The sequence below is a fragment of the Janibacter sp. HTCC2649 genome, from assembly GCF_000152705.1.
In the GTDB taxonomy this organism is placed as follows: domain Bacteria; phylum Actinomycetota; class Actinomycetes; order Actinomycetales; family Dermatophilaceae; genus Knoellia.
Genome location: NZ_CH672413.1, coordinates 1,306,355 through 1,323,720, shown reverse-complemented (window position 1 = coordinate 1,323,720; position 17,366 = coordinate 1,306,355). Strand labels below are relative to the sequence as shown.

Annotated in this window: 19 protein-coding genes and 1 pseudogene; 7 read left to right on the top strand and 13 right to left on the bottom strand. The window is 68.6% G+C overall.

Annotated features, from left to right (window positions below; translation table 11 throughout):
• Positions 1 to 46 precede the first annotated feature (46 nt).
• Positions 47 to 1,297, top strand: a complete 1,251-nt coding sequence (locus tag JNB_RS06285; protein WP_009775583.1) for a homogentisate 1,2-dioxygenase — start codon at positions 47 to 49, stop codon at positions 1,295 to 1,297.
• Here JNB_RS06285 and JNB_RS06280 read toward each other — a convergent pair.
• On the bottom strand, positions 1,272 to 1,622 hold the full coding sequence (locus JNB_RS06280; RefSeq protein ID WP_009775582.1) for an NAD(P)-dependent oxidoreductase: 351 nt from the start codon (positions 1,620 to 1,622) through the stop codon (positions 1,272 to 1,274). The two genes, JNB_RS06285 and JNB_RS06280, sit on opposite strands and share 26 nt — an antisense overlap.
• A 129-nt stretch (positions 1,623 to 1,751) precedes the next feature.
• Here JNB_RS06280 and JNB_RS20885 point away from each other — a divergent pair, with 129 nt between their 5' ends.
• Positions 1,752 to 2,354 carry an RNA polymerase sigma factor gene (locus JNB_RS20885; RefSeq protein ID WP_009775581.1) on the top strand — a complete coding sequence of 201 codons (603 nt, stop codon included), beginning with the start codon at positions 1,752 to 1,754 and terminating at the stop codon, positions 2,352 to 2,354.
• Complete coding sequence (locus tag JNB_RS06270; protein ID WP_009775580.1) at positions 2,351 to 3,388, top strand: hypothetical protein; 1,038 nt, start codon at positions 2,351 to 2,353, stop codon at positions 3,386 to 3,388. Before JNB_RS20885 ends, JNB_RS06270 begins: the two co-directional genes overlap by 4 nt.
• Before the next feature lie 2 nt (positions 3,389 to 3,390).
• Here the strand turns inward: JNB_RS06270 and JNB_RS06265 are convergent, their stop codons facing one another.
• Positions 3,391 to 3,996, bottom strand: a complete 606-nt coding sequence (locus JNB_RS06265; RefSeq protein ID WP_009775579.1) for a TetR/AcrR family transcriptional regulator — start codon at positions 3,994 to 3,996, stop codon at positions 3,391 to 3,393.
• An 86-nt stretch (positions 3,997 to 4,082) separates the two neighbouring features.
• Between JNB_RS06265 and JNB_RS06260 the strand changes: the two genes are divergently transcribed.
• Positions 4,083 to 4,985, top strand: coding sequence for an enoyl-CoA hydratase-related protein (locus tag JNB_RS06260; protein WP_009775578.1), 903 nt, complete (start codon positions 4,083 to 4,085; stop codon positions 4,983 to 4,985).
• Positions 4,986 to 5,171: 186 nt separating this feature from the next.
• Here JNB_RS06260 and JNB_RS06255 read toward each other — a convergent pair whose 3' ends face one another.
• From JNB_RS06255 to nirB, 4 genes are read right to left on the bottom strand one after another with little or no spacing between them, the layout of a single operon-like run.
• Complete coding sequence (locus JNB_RS06255) at positions 5,172 to 6,260, bottom strand: uroporphyrinogen-III synthase (RefSeq protein ID WP_009775576.1); 1,089 nt, start codon at positions 6,258 to 6,260, stop codon at positions 5,172 to 5,174.
• A 43-nt stretch (positions 6,261 to 6,303) separates the two neighbouring features.
• On the bottom strand, positions 6,304 to 7,527 hold the full coding sequence (cobA, locus tag JNB_RS06250; RefSeq protein ID WP_009775575.1) for a uroporphyrinogen-III C-methyltransferase: 1,224 nt from the start codon (positions 7,525 to 7,527) through the stop codon (positions 6,304 to 6,306).
• Positions 7,524 to 7,922 (bottom strand): nitrite reductase small subunit NirD, encoded by a 399-nt coding sequence (gene nirD / locus JNB_RS06245; RefSeq protein WP_009775574.1) that lies wholly within the window; start codon positions 7,920 to 7,922, stop codon positions 7,524 to 7,526. Before nirD ends, cobA begins: the two co-directional genes overlap by 4 nt.
• Positions 7,919 to 10,495, bottom strand: coding sequence for a nitrite reductase large subunit NirB (gene nirB, locus JNB_RS06240; RefSeq protein ID WP_009775573.1), 2,577 nt, complete (start codon positions 10,493 to 10,495; stop codon positions 7,919 to 7,921). Before nirB ends, nirD begins: the two co-directional genes overlap by 4 nt.
• A gap of 158 nt (positions 10,496 to 10,653) precedes the next feature.
• Here nirB and JNB_RS06235 point away from each other — a divergent pair, with 158 nt between their 5' ends.
• Complete coding sequence (locus tag JNB_RS06235) at positions 10,654 to 11,208, top strand: suppressor of fused domain protein (protein ID WP_040883627.1); 555 nt, start codon at positions 10,654 to 10,656, stop codon at positions 11,206 to 11,208.
• A 38-nt stretch (positions 11,209 to 11,246) separates the two neighbouring features.
• Here the strand turns inward: JNB_RS06235 and JNB_RS06230 are convergent, their stop codons facing one another.
• Positions 11,247 to 11,534 carry a hypothetical protein gene (locus JNB_RS06230; RefSeq protein ID WP_009775571.1) on the bottom strand — a complete coding sequence of 96 codons (288 nt, stop codon included), beginning with the start codon at positions 11,532 to 11,534 and terminating at the stop codon, positions 11,247 to 11,249.
• Between the two features lie 117 nt (positions 11,535 to 11,651).
• On the opposite strand from JNB_RS06230, the gene JNB_RS06225 reads away from it, so the two are divergent.
• A complete protein-coding gene (locus tag JNB_RS06225; protein WP_148232335.1) occupies positions 11,652 to 11,915 on the top strand; it encodes a hypothetical protein in 264 nt (87 codons plus the stop codon).
• 35 nt (positions 11,916 to 11,950) lie between these two features.
• Here the strand turns inward: JNB_RS06225 and JNB_RS21460 are convergent, their stop codons facing one another.
• From JNB_RS21460 to JNB_RS21860, 4 genes and pseudogenes are all read right to left on the bottom strand, one after another.
• A complete protein-coding gene (locus JNB_RS21460; protein ID WP_158306124.1) occupies positions 11,951 to 12,103 on the bottom strand; it encodes a hypothetical protein in 153 nt (50 codons plus the stop codon).
• Positions 12,104 to 12,402: 299 nt separating this feature from the next.
• A complete protein-coding gene (locus JNB_RS06220) occupies positions 12,403 to 12,777 on the bottom strand; it encodes a hypothetical protein (protein WP_009775567.1) in 375 nt (124 codons plus the stop codon).
• 55 nt (positions 12,778 to 12,832) lie between these two features.
• Positions 12,833 to 13,270: a Fic family protein gene (locus JNB_RS21865; RefSeq protein WP_009775566.1), complete on the bottom strand. Its 438-nt coding sequence runs from the start codon at positions 13,268 to 13,270 to the stop codon at positions 12,833 to 12,835.
• Positions 13,271 to 13,399: pseudogene (locus JNB_RS21860) on the bottom strand (hypothetical protein); the annotation flags it as partial.
• On the opposite strand from JNB_RS21860, the gene JNB_RS21855 reads away from it, so the two are divergent.
• Positions 13,342 to 13,704 (top strand): hypothetical protein, encoded by a 363-nt coding sequence (locus tag JNB_RS21855; protein ID WP_192808026.1) that lies wholly within the window; start codon positions 13,342 to 13,344, stop codon positions 13,702 to 13,704. The pseudogene JNB_RS21860 and the gene JNB_RS21855 overlap by 58 nt on opposite strands.
• Positions 13,705 to 13,709: 5 nt before the next feature.
• On the opposite strand, the gene JNB_RS06205 is transcribed toward JNB_RS21855, so the two are convergent.
• A complete protein-coding gene (locus tag JNB_RS06205; protein WP_009775564.1) occupies positions 13,710 to 15,170 on the bottom strand; it encodes an FAD-dependent oxidoreductase in 1,461 nt (486 codons plus the stop codon).
• Complete coding sequence (locus JNB_RS06200; RefSeq protein WP_009775563.1) at positions 15,167 to 17,365, bottom strand: molybdopterin oxidoreductase family protein; 2,199 nt, start codon at positions 17,363 to 17,365, stop codon at positions 15,167 to 15,169. The genes JNB_RS06205 and JNB_RS06200 overlap by 4 nt, the downstream gene beginning before the upstream one ends.
• Between the last annotated feature and the right edge of the window lies 1 nt (position 17,366).

Below are 17,366 nucleotides of genomic sequence, written 5' to 3'. Positions count from 1 at the left end.
CGACCGCGGAATTCGACTCTTTTTTTCACAGTGAGGTGGAGATCAAGTGGCGCACTACCAGTCGATGGGCAACATCCCGCCCAAGCGGCACACGCAGCACCGGCGACCGGCCGGGCGTGGCAGGAGCGGGGAGTTGTACTACGAGGAGCTCATGGGCGAGGAGGGTTTCTCGTCGGATTCGTCCCTGCTCTATCACCGCAACATCCCGTCGACGATCGTCGATGCGCGGGTGTGGGAGATCGGTGACCTGTCCACGACGCCGAACCATCCCCTCAAGCCGCTGCACCTGCAGCCGCACGCGCTTTTTCCCGATGCCAAGACGATCAAGAAGACCGACGTCGTCACGGGTCGGCGGCTCCTGCTCGGCAACGGTGACGTGCGGATCTCGTATGCCGTGGCCGGCGCCACGAGCCCGTGGTACCGCAACGGCATTGGCGACGAGTGCGTCTACATCGAGCGCGGCGCGGCCCGGGTCGAGACGATCTTTGGCGCCTTCGAGCTCACCCAGGGCGACTACATCATCATCCCCAGGGCGACGACGCACCGCTGGATCCCCAAGGGGTCGGCCAAGAACCCGCTGCGCGCCTACGCGATCGAGGGCAACAGCCACATCGCGCCGCCGAAGCGCTACCTCAGCAAGTACGGCCAGCTCCTCGAGCACAGCCCCTATTGCGAGCGGGACCTGCGCACGCCCGACGGCCCGCTGCTGGCCGAGGACATCGGCGAGAAGGAAGGTGCCGAGACCGAGGTCTACATCAAGCACCGCGGCTCGGGGCCGGCGAGCAGTGGCGGCATCGTGGGGACCGTTCACACGCTCCCGTTCCACCCGCTCGATGTCGTCGGTTGGGACGGCTGCCTCTACCCGTATGTCTTCAACGTGAGCGACTACGAACCCATCACCGGTCGCGTGCACCAGCCGCCGCCCGTGCACCAGGTCTTCGAGGGCTGGAACTTCGTCGTCTGCAACTTCGTGCCGCGCAAGGTCGACTACCACCCGCTGTCCATCCCCGTGCCGTACTACCACTCCAACGTCGACTCGGACGAGGTCATGTTCTACGTCGACGGCGACTACGAGGCTCGCAAGGGTTCGGGCATCGGGCAGGGCTCGATCTCACTGCACCCGGGTGGTCACGCCCACGGCCCGCAGCCGGGCGCCGCGGAGGCGTCGATCGGTGCGGAGTACTTCGACGAGCTGGCGGTCATGGTCGACACGTTCCGTCCGCTCGACCTCGGCGAGGGCGGCCTGGCGTGCGACGACGGCAAGTACCACCTCAGCTGGAGTGGCGCCCGCCGCTGAGCAGCCGCCACTGACGCCGCGCCTCGACCCACCCGCGCACTTGGGCGTCGAGCGCGGCGTCGCCCGTTGCGGCGTGGACCAGCCAGACCCGGTCGAGGTCGCTCGGGCGTGGGGCGCGGTTCTCCCACGTGATCCGTCGCTCCGCCAACAGGTCGAACATGTCGTCGCACAGGGTCGCCGCAATGACGGTGACGGCGTGCGAGCTCTGGGCGAGGGCGTCGACGCGAGCGGCAGCCACCACCCCGCCTCCCACCACGAGGACGTGGCGTTGTGGCGTGGGGAAGTCGAGCACCCTCACGGTGTCGCGGTGTCGGTCTGCGGCCATGAGTCATCATGGCGGAGCCCGGTTGCGGTGGCCGTCACCCTGCGTTACATCTGGGTTGCGGGGGAGGGTGTAACGCTGCGCCGGGTGCCGGACACGTGGTGGGTAGGAGCACCTGACGATGGGGGAGAGATGGCATCACCGGAGGAGCGGTTCACCGCGCTCTTCGAGCGCACCCGACTACCACTGCTTGCGTATGCCGTGCGCCGGGTTGCCGATCCCAGCGAGGCTGCCGATGTGGTCGCGGAGACCTACCTCGTGGCGTGGCGTCGGCTCGACGACGTACCGGCGGGGGATGAGGCTCGGCCGTGGTTGTTCGGGGTGGCGCGGAGGGTGCTGGCCAACCACCACCGCGGTGAGCGACGTCGCGTCGCCCTGGCGGATCGGCTGAGAAATCACCTCGTCGAAGAGGTCGTGCCGGTGTTCGAGCTGGTTGAAGAGGCGCCGGTCGTCCGCGCCATGCGAGGCCTGCCCGAGGACGACCAGGAGCTGTTGCGCCTCGTCGCGTGGGAGGAGCTGGCGCGCGACGAGATCGCGGTCGCGATGGGGCTGAGTCGCGCGACCGTGCGGGTGCGGCTGCACCGCGCCCGCAAGCGGCTCGAGAAGCTCATGGACGAGCTTCCTGAAGAGCCTGACCGAGAAGTGAATTCACCTGCAGTGCAACGTAATACGACATCCGGACATGTCCTTGATGTACGCACACCAGTGCGTATGAGTGCAGAGGAGGCGCGATGACCACCAAGGGAAACGACGTGGAGCGGAGGGGCTCAGACGTCATGCGGGCCCTGCGCGCTGCCGACCCCGCGGGGCTGGCCGACCTCACCCGCACTGACGAGCGGGCCTTCAGGGCCCTGCGAGAGGGGATCACCATGACGACACGAGACGCACAGGGCAAGACCGCTCGGCGGGGGAGGCGAGCGCTGGCCGCAGGGGGACTGGCGGTCGCCCTCGTCGGCGGCGGAGCGGCATACGCCGGTTACGACAAATGGTACGCAGGCGGAGGCGACGATGGAGGTGTCAACTGCCTCACAACCTGGGTGGATCCGCAATCGCCCGACGTCGCCAAGGTGACATCTGGTGGGCCGGTCCTGTCCGCGGATCCGATCGCCGACTGCCAGAAGTACCAGGCGCTTGTTGGCCAGCCATCAATCACGGATCCGGTCGTATTCACGTACGGCGGCAAGACCTACGTGACTCCACGGGACAAGGTTCCGACGGACGCGGGGGCCGCACCAGAGGTGGAAGCCGATGCGGATCAGCGGATGATCCTGAGGGCCTCGCTTGGGGACTATGTGGACGGTGGCAACAGCAAATGCTTCGGTGAGAAGGAGGCAGCGGCCTTTGTCACGACTGAGTTGGCTCGGCTGGGGCTCACGGGGGTGAAGGTCAACCAGCAGGCCTTCGAGCCCGGTGCGAAATGCGCCTCAATGGATTACGACCCTCCGACGGGTGAGGTTCTGATCATGGGCAGTCCTGACGGCATCTCGAGTCCGTCCAACGGTCCGATGCCGACGCCGAGCTCGACCTCCGTGCCGTCGGACGCGGGTGACGGCGGCATGCATGACGTGGCCGATGCCCTTCGCGTCGGCATCTCCGAGAAGTGCCTGTCATTGCCCGAGGCCGAAGCCATCACCAAGCAGGCGCTCGGAGCCCTGCACCACTGGCCGACCAGCGCCGTCGTGGATGCGAAGGCCAAGTGCACGACGGTCGACCTCCAAGTCGGTGGCAGCATGCAGGTCTTCCTGCGAGGCCCGTCGACGACCGGCTGACGTCAGGCAGAGGGGCGCGGAGGGCGGAGACCGTCGAGGAAGATCTCGACCGCGAGGCGAGTCGCCTCGAAGGGGTCTTCGCCCTCCCTGCCGACCTCGCCGGCCAATTTCTGGTTGGCGGCAAGTCCGCCAAGTCCCCAGATGACGGCGAAGAACCACACAGTGGTCACCGGCCCAGGGCGGATGAGGCCTGCCTCCTGGACCGTGCCGACAGCTTCGTTGACCCGCAGCTGCACGCCGCTGATGTACTTGTCGAACATGTAGTCAAAGCGCGGGCCCGGGTGCGCGGCCTCCTGCTGGATGATCCGAGCCAGGGCCGGCTGCTCGATCGTCGCGTCCATGAAGCGCAACATGATCGTGCGCATGGTCTGGAACGGCTCCGCGGAGTCGATCGGTTCGTCAAGACTGGAGGTGAGGCGCCCGAAGCCATGGTCCACGGCCGCGAACCACGCGGCGTCCTTGGACTGGTAGCGCTGGTGGACGAGGTTGTGGCTCACTCCGAGGTGCCGACAAAGGGCGCGCACCGACGTGCCATCGAACCCGAGGTCGGCAAACGCTTCGAGGAGCTGTTCGAGCAAGTCGGTCTCGCCGACGATCCGTGGCCGCACGTTCCCACCCTAGTTGGGGGCTATTGATGGTTGTCGCGTCCCAAGAGAAGGTGGTGCTCTGACACCCGTCTCGATGAAGAGGACCCATGACCGACACCCAGATGTACACCCAGATCGCCTACGACGTGCGCGATCACGTGGCCACGGTGACTCTCAACCGTCTGGAGGCGCGCAACGGCTACACCCTCACCATGGCGGACGAGTTGGCCGATGCCGTGAAGCGCGCGGGAGCAGACGACGACGTCCGCGTCGTCATCCTCACCGGGGTAGGGGAGAACTTCTGTGTCGGGGCCGACCTCACCAGCGGGAGCCTCAACGTGACGGAGGCCGACGGGATCGACGAGGGGTCCAACGCCTGGATCGAGCCGGCGACCCGCGTCACGCGTCCCCTCTTCTATCTCGAGAAGCCGGTCATCGCGGCCCTGCGCGGCGCTGCAGTGGGAGTGGGTTCGACGATGACCCTGCCCGCCGATTTCCGGATCGCCTCCACCGACAGCCGGTTCGGCTTCGTCTTCTCGCGTCGTGGCATCTATCCGGAGGGCGGGTCCACGTGGTTCCTGCCCCGCCTCGTCGGCATGGGCAAGGCCCTCGACTGGATGATCTCGGGCCGTCTCATCAAGGCTGACGAGGCCCTCGCGTCCGGCCTCGTCACCGAGGTCGTCGAGCCCGATCAGGTCCTTGCCCGCGCACACGAGCTGGCCGCCGAACTCGTCTCGATGACGGCGCCGGTGTCGACGGCCGTCATCCGTCAGGCGCTCTACCGGATGAGCCCGCTCGCCTCTCCCGAGGCCGCCTTCGACCTCGACTCCCACCTCATCGCCAGCTGCTCGGCCAACCCCGATGCGATCGAGGGCGTGATGTCCTTCCTCGAGCGGCGCACGCCCCAGTTCACGGGGAAGGTGAGCAGGGACCTGCCAGAGTTCCTGCCGTGGCAGGAGCGACGAGCCTCCGGGAGCTCAGGAGCGGGCCGACTTGAGCCCAACGAATGACGCGGCGAGATCCTCGCCTGCACGGTCCGGCGCTTCGGCGAGCGTCGGCCGGCGGCTCACTTGGAGAGCGCGTGGGATACGTCGTCGACGGGCTCCTCGACTCCCTTCTCGCGGACGGCAAGACGGTTGTCGCCGTGACCAGTGCTTAAGGCCCCAAACTCCAGATCACCTGAGGGTCGGCGCGGCCTACCCAAGGCCGAGGCGGTAGCCGCGCTTGACGACGGTCTGGACAAGGGTGCGTCCGCCGGCGTCGCGCAGTCGGCCGATCGCGACCTCGGCGGCATGCGGATCGGTGGAGTCGCCCGGCAGCACGGCCAGCACGTCCGCCCGCGAGACGACGTCACCCTTGGCGTCGGCGAGGAGTCGCAACACCTCGAGGCCGCTGGGTGACAACGGCAGGACGTGCCCGTCGAGCAGGGCCACGGTGCGACGGACCTGCAGGTGACCCGCGGTCGTGAGGACCGCCGAGGACTGCGCCACCTCGTAGTGGTGGACGAGTCGACGCACCAAGGCGCCGAGGCGTCCGCGGTCCGGAACGATCGGCTCAATCCCTCTGTCCTGCAGTGGAATTGCGGTCACGGGTCCGACAGCGGCTGCAACGAGGCAGCCGGAGGCGCAGCGGGCCGCGATCCCGTCGGTGACGCCCTCGGCGTCGGCTGCCGCCAGCCAGGCGTGAGCCCCCGGCGCCGAGGTGAAGACCACGGCGTCGATCTCACCCGCAGCCGCATCGCGCACCGACTGCGCCAGCGCCGCAGGGTCGGGCGTCGGCCCCCACCGATAGACGACGAGGCTGGCGACATCGGCTCCGGCGGCGGCGAGCTCGGTGTCGAGTCCGTCGGCACCCGCTCCGTGGTGTTGCACCGCGATGCGCAAACCCGTGACGCCCTCATCGAGCAGCAGCTCGAGGATCTCGGCCGACGTCTCGGACTCGGCAACCCAGTCGGCGGTGAGTCCGGCGGCCTGGATGGCACCGCGTGCCTTGGGACCACGGGCGATGATCCGGGCACGAGCGAGCACCACGAGCAGGTCGTCGGCGAGACCAGCCGCATCAGCAGCCTCGATCCAGCCGCGCAGCCCGATGCCCGTGGTGACGACGACGACGTCCGGCGGGAGGGCGATGAGTTCCTTGGTGGCGACGAGCAGCTCGTCGTCGTGCTCGTGCGGAACGATGGTCAGGGCGGGAGCGTGACGAACTGTCGCACCGCGACGGACGAGCGCCGAGGAGAGTTCGCCCGAGCGCCGATCCGCCGTCACGAGGACGACGCACCCGGTCATGACCTGACTCAGGGTCGGGGGAGTTCTGGCAGCGGTCACGCGGTCAGCCTGCCCGACCGAGGGGGGCGAGGAGCGCGGGGTCCGCGACCCGGCCCACGACGATGACGGCCGGAGCGCGCACCTCGGCGTCGGCAGCGACCCGGACGATCTCGCTCAGGGCAGCCGTCGTGACCCGCTGACGCGCAGTCGTCGCATCCTCGATGACCGCGACGGGCAGGTCTGCCGGTGCGCCGTGGGCAACGAGGTCGCGCACGTGGTCGGCGAGCAGCCGGACTCCCATGAGGACGACGAGCGTGGCCGCCTCCGTGGCAGCCGAAGACAGCGCGTGGGTGTCGATCCGTTCGTGGCCGTGCACGATGTGCACGGCTCCGACCGTTCCACGGTGCGTGAGGGGTATGCCGGCCGCACCGGGAGCGCTCAGCGCTGAACTCACGCCGGGGACGACTTCGACGGCCACCCCGGCTTCGCGGCAGGCCAGGACTTCTTCGCCGCCGCGGCCGTAGAGGAACGGGTCCCCTCCCTTGAGGCGCACGACGGTGCGCCCGAGCTGGGCCTGCTCCACGAGGATGCGGTTGATCTCGGACTGGGTGACGGGGTGGTGGCCAGCGGTCTTGCCGACATCGATGATCTCGACGCTCACCGGGAGGTTCCGCAGCAGTTCGATCGGGCCCAGCCGGTCCGTGACGACGACGTCCGCCTCGGCGAGAGCCCGACGCCCTCGAACGGTGATGAGGTCCATGGCGCCGGGGCCGCCTCCGACGAGCACGACCCGCCCCTTCGTCGCCGACTGACGACGGCGGGCGCGCAGGTCAAGGTCGGCTGTCTCGAGGTGGACGGCCAAGGCGTTGCGGACGGCGACGACTCGAGCGGGGTCCGGTCGGCCGGTCGACACGACGCCCACCCGAACCCCGGCGTGGTCGGTGACCGCAGGATTGCGCGCCGTGCCGTGTTCGGACGCGCCCGCGCAGACACTGAAAACCCGTGCAGCGGTGGCCCGCTCACACAGACCGCGGTCCACGGACGAGTCAGCGGTGGCCGCAACGACGAACCACGTGCCGTCCACGTCAGCGAGCGCCACCTCGCGCTGGCTCCACGTCACCGCGGAATCGTCCACGACGTCGAGCATGGCCTCGCAGACGATCGGCGTGACGACGTGGACCAGGGCTCCGTCAGCAACCAGTGCAGCCGCCTTCGTCGCGGCGACAGGCCCTCCGCCCGCAACAAGAACTGAGCGGCCCACCAGGTCGACACCGATGAGGGTGGTCATGTCGACAGCTCCTCGTCGGACTGCGGACGGGCCACGTGGACGACACCGTCGCGCACCTCCGCCGGCCAGGACCGCAGCGACTGCGGCTCCTTGCCCACGGCATCGAGGCACTCGCCGGTGCGCAGGTCGAAGACCTGCTTGTACATCGGCGACGCGACCGTCGGTGCGTCACCTCGCGTCCCCACGATTCCGCGAGACATCACAAAGGCGCCGGAGAACGGATCGAGCTGCTGGACGGCATACACGTCATCTGAATGGGTGCGGAAGAGCGCAACCTGCTCACCGCCCACGAGGGCGGCCGACCCCCGTTCCGGCGCGAGGTCGTCGAGGCGGCACACGGCAATCCACGCGGGGATCGCGAGGGTGATCTCGTGCGTTGCGGCGTCGATGGTCATCGGCGGACCTCCAGGGTCGTCCCGGCGATGAGTACGCCGCTGGTGCGCTCATCCGGGGTGGCGGGTCGGGCCTGGCCGCGCTCGGCGACGTAGGCGAGCGAGTCGTCGGCGTGGTCGGGCGCGTTGACGAAGGAGCCGAAGCGGCGCAGCTTCTCGGGGTCGGCGAGGGCGGCGGCCCACTCGTCCTCGTAGCCGTCGACGTGCGTCACCATCGCGGCGTCGAGGTCGGCGGCGATGCCCAATGAGTCGTCGAGGACGACCGCGCGAATGGCGTCGAGGCCACCCTCGTAGTCGTCGACCCAGGCGGCCGTGCGCTGGAGTCGGTCGGCCGTGCGGACATAGAACATGAGGAAGCGGTCGATGGCCTGGACGAGGGTCTCGGTGTCGAGGTCCTCGGCAAGGAGCTGCGCGTGCTTGGGCGTGAAGCCGCCGTTGCCGCCGACGTAGAGGTTCCACCCGTTGTCGGTGGCGATGATGCCGACGTCCTTGCCGCGCGCCTCGGCGCACTCGCGCGCACAGCCCGAGACGCCGAGCTTGATCTTGTGCGGCGAACGCAGCCCGCGGTAGCGCAGTTCGAGGGCGATCGCGAGGCCAACGGAGTCCTGCACGCCGTAGCGGCACCAGGTCGAGCCGACGCAGGACTTCACGGTGCGCAGCGACTTGCCGTAGGCGTGACCCGACTCGAAACCGGCATCGACGAGGCGCGTCCAGATCTTGGGGAGCTGGTCGATGCGGGCCCCGAAGAGGTCAATGCGCTGGCCACCGGTGATCTTCGTGTAGAGGCCGAAGTCCTTGGCCACCTCGCCGATGACGATGAGCCCCTCTGGGGTGATCTCGCCGCCGGGAATGCGTGGCACGACCGAGTAGGAACCGTCCTTCTGGAGGTTGGCCATGACGTGATCGTTGGTGTCCTGCAACGTTGCTCGCTCGCCCTCGAGGATGTGGCCGGTGCCGAGTGAGGCGAGGATCGAGCCGATGACGGGCTTGCAAATGTCGCAGCCGCGGCCGCGTCCATGGGTGGCGATGATGTCGCTGAAGGTCGCGAGCTCCTGGATGCGGACGACATCGAAGAGCTGGGCACGCGAGAGGTCGAAGTGCTCGCACAGCGCCTTGCTCACCTCGATGCCGGACTTCTCCAGCTCGGTGGTGACGATCTTCTTCACGAGGGGGAGGCAGGAGCCGCAGCTCGTGCCAGCCAGGGTGCACGCCTTGACGCCGGCGAGGTCGGTGCAGTCGCCCTCGGTCACCGAGCACCGGATCGCGCCCGCGGTGACGTTGTTGCACGAACAGACCGTCGCGTCCTCGGGAAGTTCTCCCATCGGTGCCGCTGACGCTCCTTCGGGGAGAAGGTATGCCGCAGGATCACCTCCCAGCTCACGGCCCACCATCGGGCGGAGCGCGGCATATGCACTGGCGTCGCCGACGAGGATGCCGCCACGCAAGGTGCGGGCGTCATCGGACATGACGAGCTTCTTGTAGACGCCGCCGACGGGGTCGGAGATGACGACCTCGAGGTTGCCCGGCTCCTGCGCGAAGGCGTCACCAAAGCTGGCCACGTCCACGCCGAGCAGCTTGAGCTTGGTCGACAGGTCGGCGCCAGGGAAGGTGCCCTCGCCGCCGAGGAGGCGGTCGGCGACGATCTCGGCCATCGTGTAGCCGGGGGCGACCAGGCCGAGACAGCGACCGCCGATGTTGGCGACCTCGCCGATGGCCCAGATCGCGGGATCGGCTGTGGCACAGGCGTCGTCGACGATGACGCCACCGCGCTCACCGACCTCGAGACCGGATTCACGAGCCAGTTCGTCACGGGGTCGGACGCCCACGGCGAAGATGACGACGTCGACGTCGAGGGCCGGCCCATCGGCGAACTCCATGCGGGAGACGGTCCCGCGGTCGCCGACGATCTTGGAGGTGGCGGTGGACGTGCGCACGCTGACGCCAAGGCCCTCGATGAGGCGCTTGAGTCCTTCGCCTCCGCCCTCGTCGACCTGCAGCGGCATGAGGCGAGGTGCGAACTCGACGACGGTGGACTCGACCTCGAGTGCCTGGAGGGCTCCCGCGGCCTCGAGCCCCAGCAGTCCGCCACCGACGACGGCGCCGCGCACTGGGCGGTCGAGCTCCTCGCGGCGCTTCTCCACATAGGCGCGTAGGTCGGCGACGTCGTCGATGGTGCGATAGACGAACGCACCGCGAAGGTCCTTGCCCGGCACGGGCGGCACCGCGGCATACGAACCGGTGGCCAGGACGAGAGCGTCGTAGGGGAGGACGGCGCCACCGTTGGTGGTGACCGTCCGTCCCTCGCGGTCGATGCTGTCGGCCTTGACGCCGCGCTTGAGGGTGACGAGCGGGTCGTCCCAGATCTCCTGGCCACCGAGGGCGAGCTCCTCCGGGTGGCGTCCGGTGAAGTAGGACGTCAGGGCGACGCGGTCGTAGGGGGCACGCGGCTCCTCACAGAGCAGGGTCACCGCCCACTGCCCGGACTCATCGCGGGAGCGGAGGGCGTCAATGAGTCGACGCGCGACCATGCCGCCGCCGACGACGACGAGCTGTTTGGTGTCCGGTGCCTGAAGCATGTCGCCGACGTTATGGACGCGCCGTTTCGGGACGGTGGTTCAACTGTTTCCCCTGCGTAAAACGGTCCTCACACGGACGCCGTGGCTGCGGTGAAGTTGGTCCCTGCTCGGGAGGGTTTTTGGAACGCCGTGCCCTTCGGAGGCGGCAGGATGAAGGCGTGAGCACACGGGTGGAGAGGTTCCTCGCGCACCTCGACGGACTGAGCGGGGGTGTTGAGCCGCAGTTCTGGCCGATCGAGGCGACGGCGTCGGGGCACAAGGGCCTGACGGCAATCGGCTATCGGGACATGCCGGAAGACGGGCTGCTCCTGGGGGTGACCTACGGGTTGTCCCTGACGCGTCAGGAGTCGTGGCGTCTGGGCCGTCCGGAGCTGTCGATCAGCGTGCGGTCGGATGATCCAGCATGGGTTCTCGCCATCGCCTACCTCGCCGAGCAGCTGCGGCACGACTGTCCGTTCGGCTACGGCGACACGATCAACTTCGGGGAGCCCGTGGCTACTGGCTCTTCCCTCGATGGCTTCGTCGTGTTTGATCCTCTGGCCTTCGGACCGGACGACGCAACAGTCGACGTCGGCGACGATCTCCCGATCGTGGTCGTGGGCATGTACCCGACGTACGCGGTCGAGCGGGAGTTCATCTCGGAGAACGGGTTGGAGGCCTTCTGGAGGCTCGACTGGGACCCCTACGACGTTGCTCGGGCCCCAGCGGTCTGATCCGTCCCTCACCCAGCAGGCTCCTGCCGGTGAACAGGTCAGACGTCGAGCAGTGCGGGGTCCTCCCAGTGGTCTTCGTGCCCCGGGGCGACGAGGAACCGAGATCCGGGCGGGAGGTCGAGCAGGTGGGCAAGCTCGGGCCATTGCTCGAGGAAGTGTTCGTGGTGCCACGGCTGGAAGAAGTCGTCTGCGTCCGAGAGTTCGCCGGACCACACGTACCAACCGCTGGTCTGGCCCTCGGCACGATGACGCAGGCCGTGGATCGGCCACTCGGCCGAACCGTCGATGATGGACCGTGAGGCGCCGAGCAGCACTGGCTGGGTCATGCAGCGAGTATGCCGCCACCCTCCGGGGGGCGACGGTGGGAACGGGCGCACGTGTCGCCCCAGCCGAGGGGCGGGAATGGGTCTGGTGGATTGTGATGGGCGGGGTCACAATGACACATGGCCCTGGAGCGCACGACTCGAACTGGGATGGTCCTGCCCGACGTGCGCGGTGATGGCCGCTCGCTTCGCGCGACTTGGCACCAGGAGCAGCAGGTCGTCGTCCTCTCGCTGTGGCGAAACAACGTGTGCATCAGCACCTTCCGGCTTTCAGCCGATGAAGTGCCCGACCTCATCACCTTTCTGCACCACGCGCTCGACGAGGCCTATGACGTCGCCCGCGAGCGCGTCGAGCGCCTCGAAGGGCCCGCTCAAGCGGGCTGACAGGGCCAGTTCTCGCGGAGTTCCTCAGTCAGCGGTCAACGGCCCATGAGCAACACCACCGCGCAGAAGAGGACCAACCCTGCGAGCGCGACCACGTGGTCACGCACAGCACGCGTGGGGTGCTCGTCAAGGTCCAGAGGACTCATCATGCGAAGCCGCGGCGGAGCCACGGGTGAAGGAACAGCCATCGCAACCTCCTTGGATGCAAACCGGCCGAACGCCGTGCACCAACGCTACTGCCACGGTCGCTTCGGTGGAAGCACGTGCTGACCATCCCCGATGCGACGGCCGCGCCCTGAATACTTGGGGCATGCCCCAGCCGTCGCATCGCCAGCCCTGCGATGACGCACACCCGGAATTTCTGGGTGGAGAGGCGTTCGAGGTGCCGCAACCGCTGGCCGGCAGGGAGTGGCCACGTTCGACCTCGGGGAGTTTCGCGACGAGGCCCATCGAGTGATGGTCATGATCGTGGAAGACTGCTGAGCCCTCAGCGATCGACGCTCCACGATGATCCGCCCGGCGGTCGGCCGGAATCGATGATGGAACGCACTGCTTCGAGCGCGTCAGCCACAGGAACAGTGTCTGCGTTCTCGTACGAGTCCTCTTGTCCGTTCTCGAGCACGTACCCGTCGCTGGAGCCGGCCGCGTCGGGCGACACGGCGTGCTCCCCGGGGTCGCCCTCACCCTTCATCAGCACGACCATCGAACGGGTGCCGTTCGACACGACCACCAGAAGCCGGCCGAGGTCGCTGCGAAAGCAGGTCGTCAGCTGGCTGTCGTCGACGTTCGCGGTCACGAGGGCCGCTGCTGCGGCTCCACTGACCCTTCGTTCGTCGTCAAGGACGCTCCACGCTTCAGTCATGAGGGGACGTTACCCACAACCGCACGCCAATTCGGCCACGGCGAGCGGGAGCGGCCTACGTGGCCACACGCAGCCACACGGCGGAGCGCCCTGTGCCCTGCGGCCTGACGAGCCCTTCGTCCTTCAGCTCATTGAGGACGAGTCGGATGGTCGGATCACTGATCCCGGGTAGCGCGGCTCTGACATCGGAGATCGCAAAGACAGTCGCACCATGCCGCAAGACGTGCTCGCGGACGCGTTCCGCTTTCGTGCCTCCAGACCTATCGGCGGCAACACCCTCAGCGAAACGGGCGTAGCCCTGAGCGAGGAGCTGGCTGAAGTACTTCAGCCAGGGCCACGGGTCGTTGGCGTGGTCGTCCCAGTCATGGGTTGAGTCGAGCAACGCCCGGTAGTAGTCGTCCGCAGTTTCGGCGATGAGCTGTTCGAGCGACACGTAGCGGCCCACTCCATAGCCGGCTTCGGCGAGAAGGGCGTTCGTCAGGGCGCGTGCCACGCGACCGTTGCCGTCTTCGAACGGGTGGATGATGAGCAGATCCAGGACGAAAGGCCGACGAGGAGCACTGGGTGGTGTTGGTTCGTCTTGACGGCATCGGCATAGCGGTCGATGAGGTCGGCGGCGCAATACTCGGTGCGAGCGGCAGGGACGGGCTTGAAGCGGACGGCCTGGACTCCGTCGGGAGACCGATCGACGACAAGACTGTCGCTCGCCTTGAAACTCCCACCGGTGGTCATTGTTTCTGCGAACAGCAGCCGGTGCAGGTGAAGAATCAGGCCGACGTTCAGGGGGCGCCAGTCCCCGGCGAACAGGTCGTCGAGTGCAGCGCGGTAGCCGGCGAACTCTTGTTCGCTTCGGGTGCGCAGCTCGATCGGCTTGTTGGCGATGATGGCGGCCGCACGGTGTCTCCACGCCCGGACGGAGTGCGGTGAGGGGTTCAGCGGACGGCGGTGGCAGGGGTCTGCTCGGTCAGCCAGCCGAGCAGACCGCAGACCTCGTCCTTGCAGCCGCCGCACCCCGTGGTCGCTCGGGTCGCCGTGGCGATCTCGTCGACCGACCGTGCACCGCAGGCGTGGGCTTCGCGAATGTCGGCCTTCGTGACGCTGTTGCACCGGCACACCGCAGCGTCCTCGGGAAGTGCATCGGGAGTCGTTGCCACCACCGGCGCGGCAGACAGGGCCGTGAGGAGCAGCCGGGCCGGGTCGCTCGGGACCGGTGTGCGCCGGGTGTATGCCGCGACGAGATCGGCCGCGACCTGACCGGCACCGACGCAGGTGGCGCCGACGAGCCGGTCGCCCGAGACGACGACCTCGACGTGCCGACCCGCGTCAGGATCCGAGAGGCTGAGCGTGCGCTGGGCGGGGTCGTCCGCGCGTGAACCACCGCACACGCCCATGGTGACGACGTCGAGCCCGTAAGCCTTGACCCGCACGACGTCACTGCTCGTGGTGTCGGCTCCTCGCCGTCGGACAGTGGTTCCGGTGAGTCGGTCGGCGAGTGCGCGGGCCTGGTCCCAGCCCTGGGCGACGAGACCCATCGCCCCGCTCGGTGGTTGGGCACAGTCGCCGATGGCGAAGATCCGGGCATCCGCCGTGCTCGCGGTGTCGTCGACGAGAATCCCTCTCTCGCAGGGGATCCCGGCCTCGGCGGCGATCGCCGTGTTGGTGATCGTTCCGGTGGCGACGAGGAGGAGGTCGGACTCGACGACGTCGCCGTCAGTGAGGCGTATGCCGGTGAGTCGCCCGTTCGCGACCACTGCGGCTTCCGCTCCCACACCGATCCGTGGGTGGATCCCCAGTTCGGGCATCGCGCTGGCGAGCACGCTGCTCGCGGAGGTGTCGAGCTGGCGCTCCATGAGGGCGGCGGCCGGGTGGACGATCGTCACCGCGCACCCGCGCTGAGCCAGCCCGCTCGCGGCCTCGATCCCGAGGACGCCGGCCCCGAGAACGACCGCGCGACGTGAATTGAGCGTGGCCGCAATGATTTCCCGGGCGTCGTCGGTACTGCGCAGTGCGTGCACTCCGAGCGGGAGGGTGCCGGTGCCGTTGTCGAGCCCGGCGAGCGGGGGGATGCGCGCCTCGGCGCCGGTGGCGAGGACGAGCTGGTCGTAGCGGTGTCGGCTGCCGTCGGTCGTCGTGACGACTCGGTCGTGGCGGTCGATGGCCGCCGCCGTCGTGCCGCGGAGCACAGTCAGCCGAGGGTGGTCAGGCGTGGGCAAGGTGAGCGACGTGAGGTCGTAGCGGCCGGCGACGACCTCACTGAGGAGGACACGGTTGTAGGGCTCGCACCCCTCGGCGCCGAGCACCGTGACGTCGTACTTTCCGCCGGTGTCGCGCCGCAGCAGGTCCTCGACGAACCGTGATCCGACCATGCCGTTGCCGATGACGACCAGTCTCATGTCAGGACCTCCGTGGTGAATGCTGGCGTTGCCGACTGCGCCAAACGCGTCCTATTGGACGAAAGTTGTCGGCTGCGCGTGGGGGTAGGGGAGAGGTCTGCGCGGGCCACGGTGACGGCGCAGACCTTGAACTCGGGCATGCCCGAGATGGGGTCCGTGGCGTCGTTCGTGACGCGGTTGACGCTCTCGGTGCCGGCCCAGTGGAACGGCATGAAGACCGTGTCCGGTCGCACCGAGTCGGTGATGCGAGCCGGTGCCATGACGATGCCGCGCGAACTCGTCAGGCTGACGAGGTCGCCCGCGGCGATGCCGTGCAGGTCGGCGAGGATCGGGTGGATCTCGACGAAGGCCGCGGGGGAGGCGGCGACGAGAGCGTCGACGCGTCGGGTCTGCGCACCCGACTGGTAGTGCTGAAGGACACGCCCGGTCACCAGGTGGATCGGCGCGTCGGAGCGCACGTCCTCGGCCGGGCCGTGGTCGTCGACGGCGATGAACCGAGCACGGCCATCCGGGGTGGGGAAGTTGTCGAGGAAGAGACGTGGGGTGCCCGGGTGCGGCTCGCCGTCGGTGGCTGGGCAGGGCCAGTAGAGATCAGGCTCGGCGTCGAGGCGTTCGTGGCTGAGGCCGCTGTAGTCGGCCCGGCCGCCAGCGCTCGCCCGTGCCAGCTCGTCGAAGACCAGCGAGGGGTCCGTGTCCCAGGTGCCCGGAGCGTCGAGCCGGTCGGCCAGTTCACGCCACAGCCAGAGTTCGGACCGCGCCCCGCTCGGCGCGTCAACAGCCCTGCGGCGACGCAGGATTCGCCCTTCGAGGGAGGTCATCGTGCCCTCCTCTTCGGCCCACTGGAGCACGGGGAGGACGACGTCAGCACGTTGCGCCGTCTCCGAGGGGACGACGTCGCAGACGACCAGCAACTCGAGGGCATCGAGGCGGTCGCCGACATGGGTGGAGTTGGGCGCGGACACACGGACGTTGGCCCCGTGGACGAGCAATGCGCGCGGACCGTCCTCCCGACCGAGCGAGTCGAGCAGCTCGACGGCAGGCTTGCCCTTGCCCGGGATGATCGCCGGGTCGACACCCCACACCGAGGCCACGTGCGCTCGTGCTGCCGGGTCGTCGATCATCCGGTAGCCGGGGAGCTGGTCCGACTTCTGCCCGTGCTCGCGCCCACCCTGTCCGTTGCCCTGCCCGGTGATCGCGCCGTAGCCCGAGCCGACCCGACCGGGCAGACCCAGCGCCAGCGCGAGGTTGATCGCGGCGTTGACGGTCGCTGTCCCTTGGGACGACTGCTCGACGCCACGGCCCGTGAGGATGTACGCCCCGGACCCGCCACGTGACGGGCTGGCCGCAGCCAGCAGGCGTGCCGTCTCGCGCAGGAGGGTCACCGGCACCCCGGCGACCTGCTCGACCCGCTCGGGCCACCAGGCCGCGGCGAGCCGGCGGACGTCGTCGACTCCGGCTGTGCGAGAAGCGATGTATGCCGTGTCGGCCAGTCCCTCGGCGAACGTCACGTGGAGGAGGCCCAGAAGCACGACAAGGTCCGTGCCGGGCACGGGTTGGAGGTGTACCCCCTGTCCCTTGTCGGCGAGAGTCGCCGTCGCGCTGATGCGCGGGTCGACGACGACGAGCCCACCGGCGGCCCGGGCGCCCGCCAGGTGCGCCACGGCAGGAGGCATCGTCTCGGCGAGGTTGCTCCCCAGCAGGAGGACAGCCTGCGCGCCGCCGAGGTCGGTGAGCGGGAAGGGGAGCCCGCGGTCGATCCCCAACGAACGGTTGGCCGCCGCTGCAGCACTGCTCATGCAGAAGCGTCCGTTGTAGTCGATGTTCGCCGTCCCCAGGGCGATGCGGGCGAACTTGCCGAGCTGGTAAGCCTTCTCGTTGGTCAACCCACCGCCACCGAAGACGGCCACCGCATCCGCCCCGTGCTCGGCGCGAATTACCCTGAGCCGCAACGCAATGAGGTCGAGCGCAAACTCCCACGTCGTTGGCTCCAGCTCCCCAGAAGCGCCACGCATCAGGGGAGTGGTGAGGCGATCCGGCGCACGCAGCACCGACGCGCTGGTCCAGCCCTTCTGGCAGAGACCTCCCCGATTGGTGGGGAAGTCGCGCCCGGCGACGCTCACGCCGGTGGTGTCCGGCGTGAGCGTCTGGGCGCACTGCAGAGCGCAGTAGGGGCAGTGCGTGGCGACAGGGAGCATG

Coding starts and splice junctions, on each gene's coding strand:
- nirD (WP_009775574.1), bottom strand. CDS start 7,922: ATGACCATCGACGCCGCAACGCACGAGATCACCCTCGCGATCCCCGCG.
- JNB_RS06255 (WP_009775576.1), bottom strand. CDS start 6,260: ATGACCGGGTGCGTCGTCCTCGTGACGGCGGATCGGCGCTCGGGCGAA.
- cobA (WP_009775575.1), bottom strand. CDS start 7,527: ATGACCACCCTCATCGGTGTCGACCTGGTGGGCCGCTCAGTTCTTGTT.
- nirB (WP_009775573.1), bottom strand. CDS start 10,495: ATGCTTCAGGCACCGGACACCAAACAGCTCGTCGTCGTCGGCGGCGGC.
- JNB_RS06225 (WP_148232335.1), top strand. CDS start 11,652: ATGGCCCTGGAGCGCACGACTCGAACTGGGATGGTCCTGCCCGACGTG.
- JNB_RS06230 (WP_009775571.1), bottom strand. CDS start 11,534: ATGACCCAGCCAGTGCTGCTCGGCGCCTCACGGTCCATCATCGACGGT.
- JNB_RS06220 (WP_009775567.1), bottom strand. CDS start 12,777: ATGACTGAAGCGTGGAGCGTCCTTGACGACGAACGAAGGGTCAGTGGA.
- JNB_RS06205 (WP_009775564.1), bottom strand. CDS start 15,170: ATGAGACTGGTCGTCATCGGCAACGGCATGGTCGGATCACGGTTCGTC.
- JNB_RS06270 (WP_009775580.1), top strand. CDS start 2,351: ATGACCACCAAGGGAAACGACGTGGAGCGGAGGGGCTCAGACGTCATG.
- JNB_RS21460 (WP_158306124.1), bottom strand. CDS start 12,103: ATGGCTGTTCCTTCACCCGTGGCTCCGCCGCGGCTTCGCATGATGAGT.
- JNB_RS20885 (WP_009775581.1), top strand. CDS start 1,752: ATGGCATCACCGGAGGAGCGGTTCACCGCGCTCTTCGAGCGCACCCGA.
- JNB_RS06200 (WP_009775563.1), bottom strand. CDS start 17,365: ATGCTCCCTGTCGCCACGCACTGCCCCTACTGCGCTCTGCAGTGCGCC.
- JNB_RS06280 (WP_009775582.1), bottom strand. CDS start 1,622: ATGGCCGCAGACCGACACCGCGACACCGTGAGGGTGCTCGACTTCCCC.
- JNB_RS06260 (WP_009775578.1), top strand. CDS start 4,083: ATGACCGACACCCAGATGTACACCCAGATCGCCTACGACGTGCGCGAT.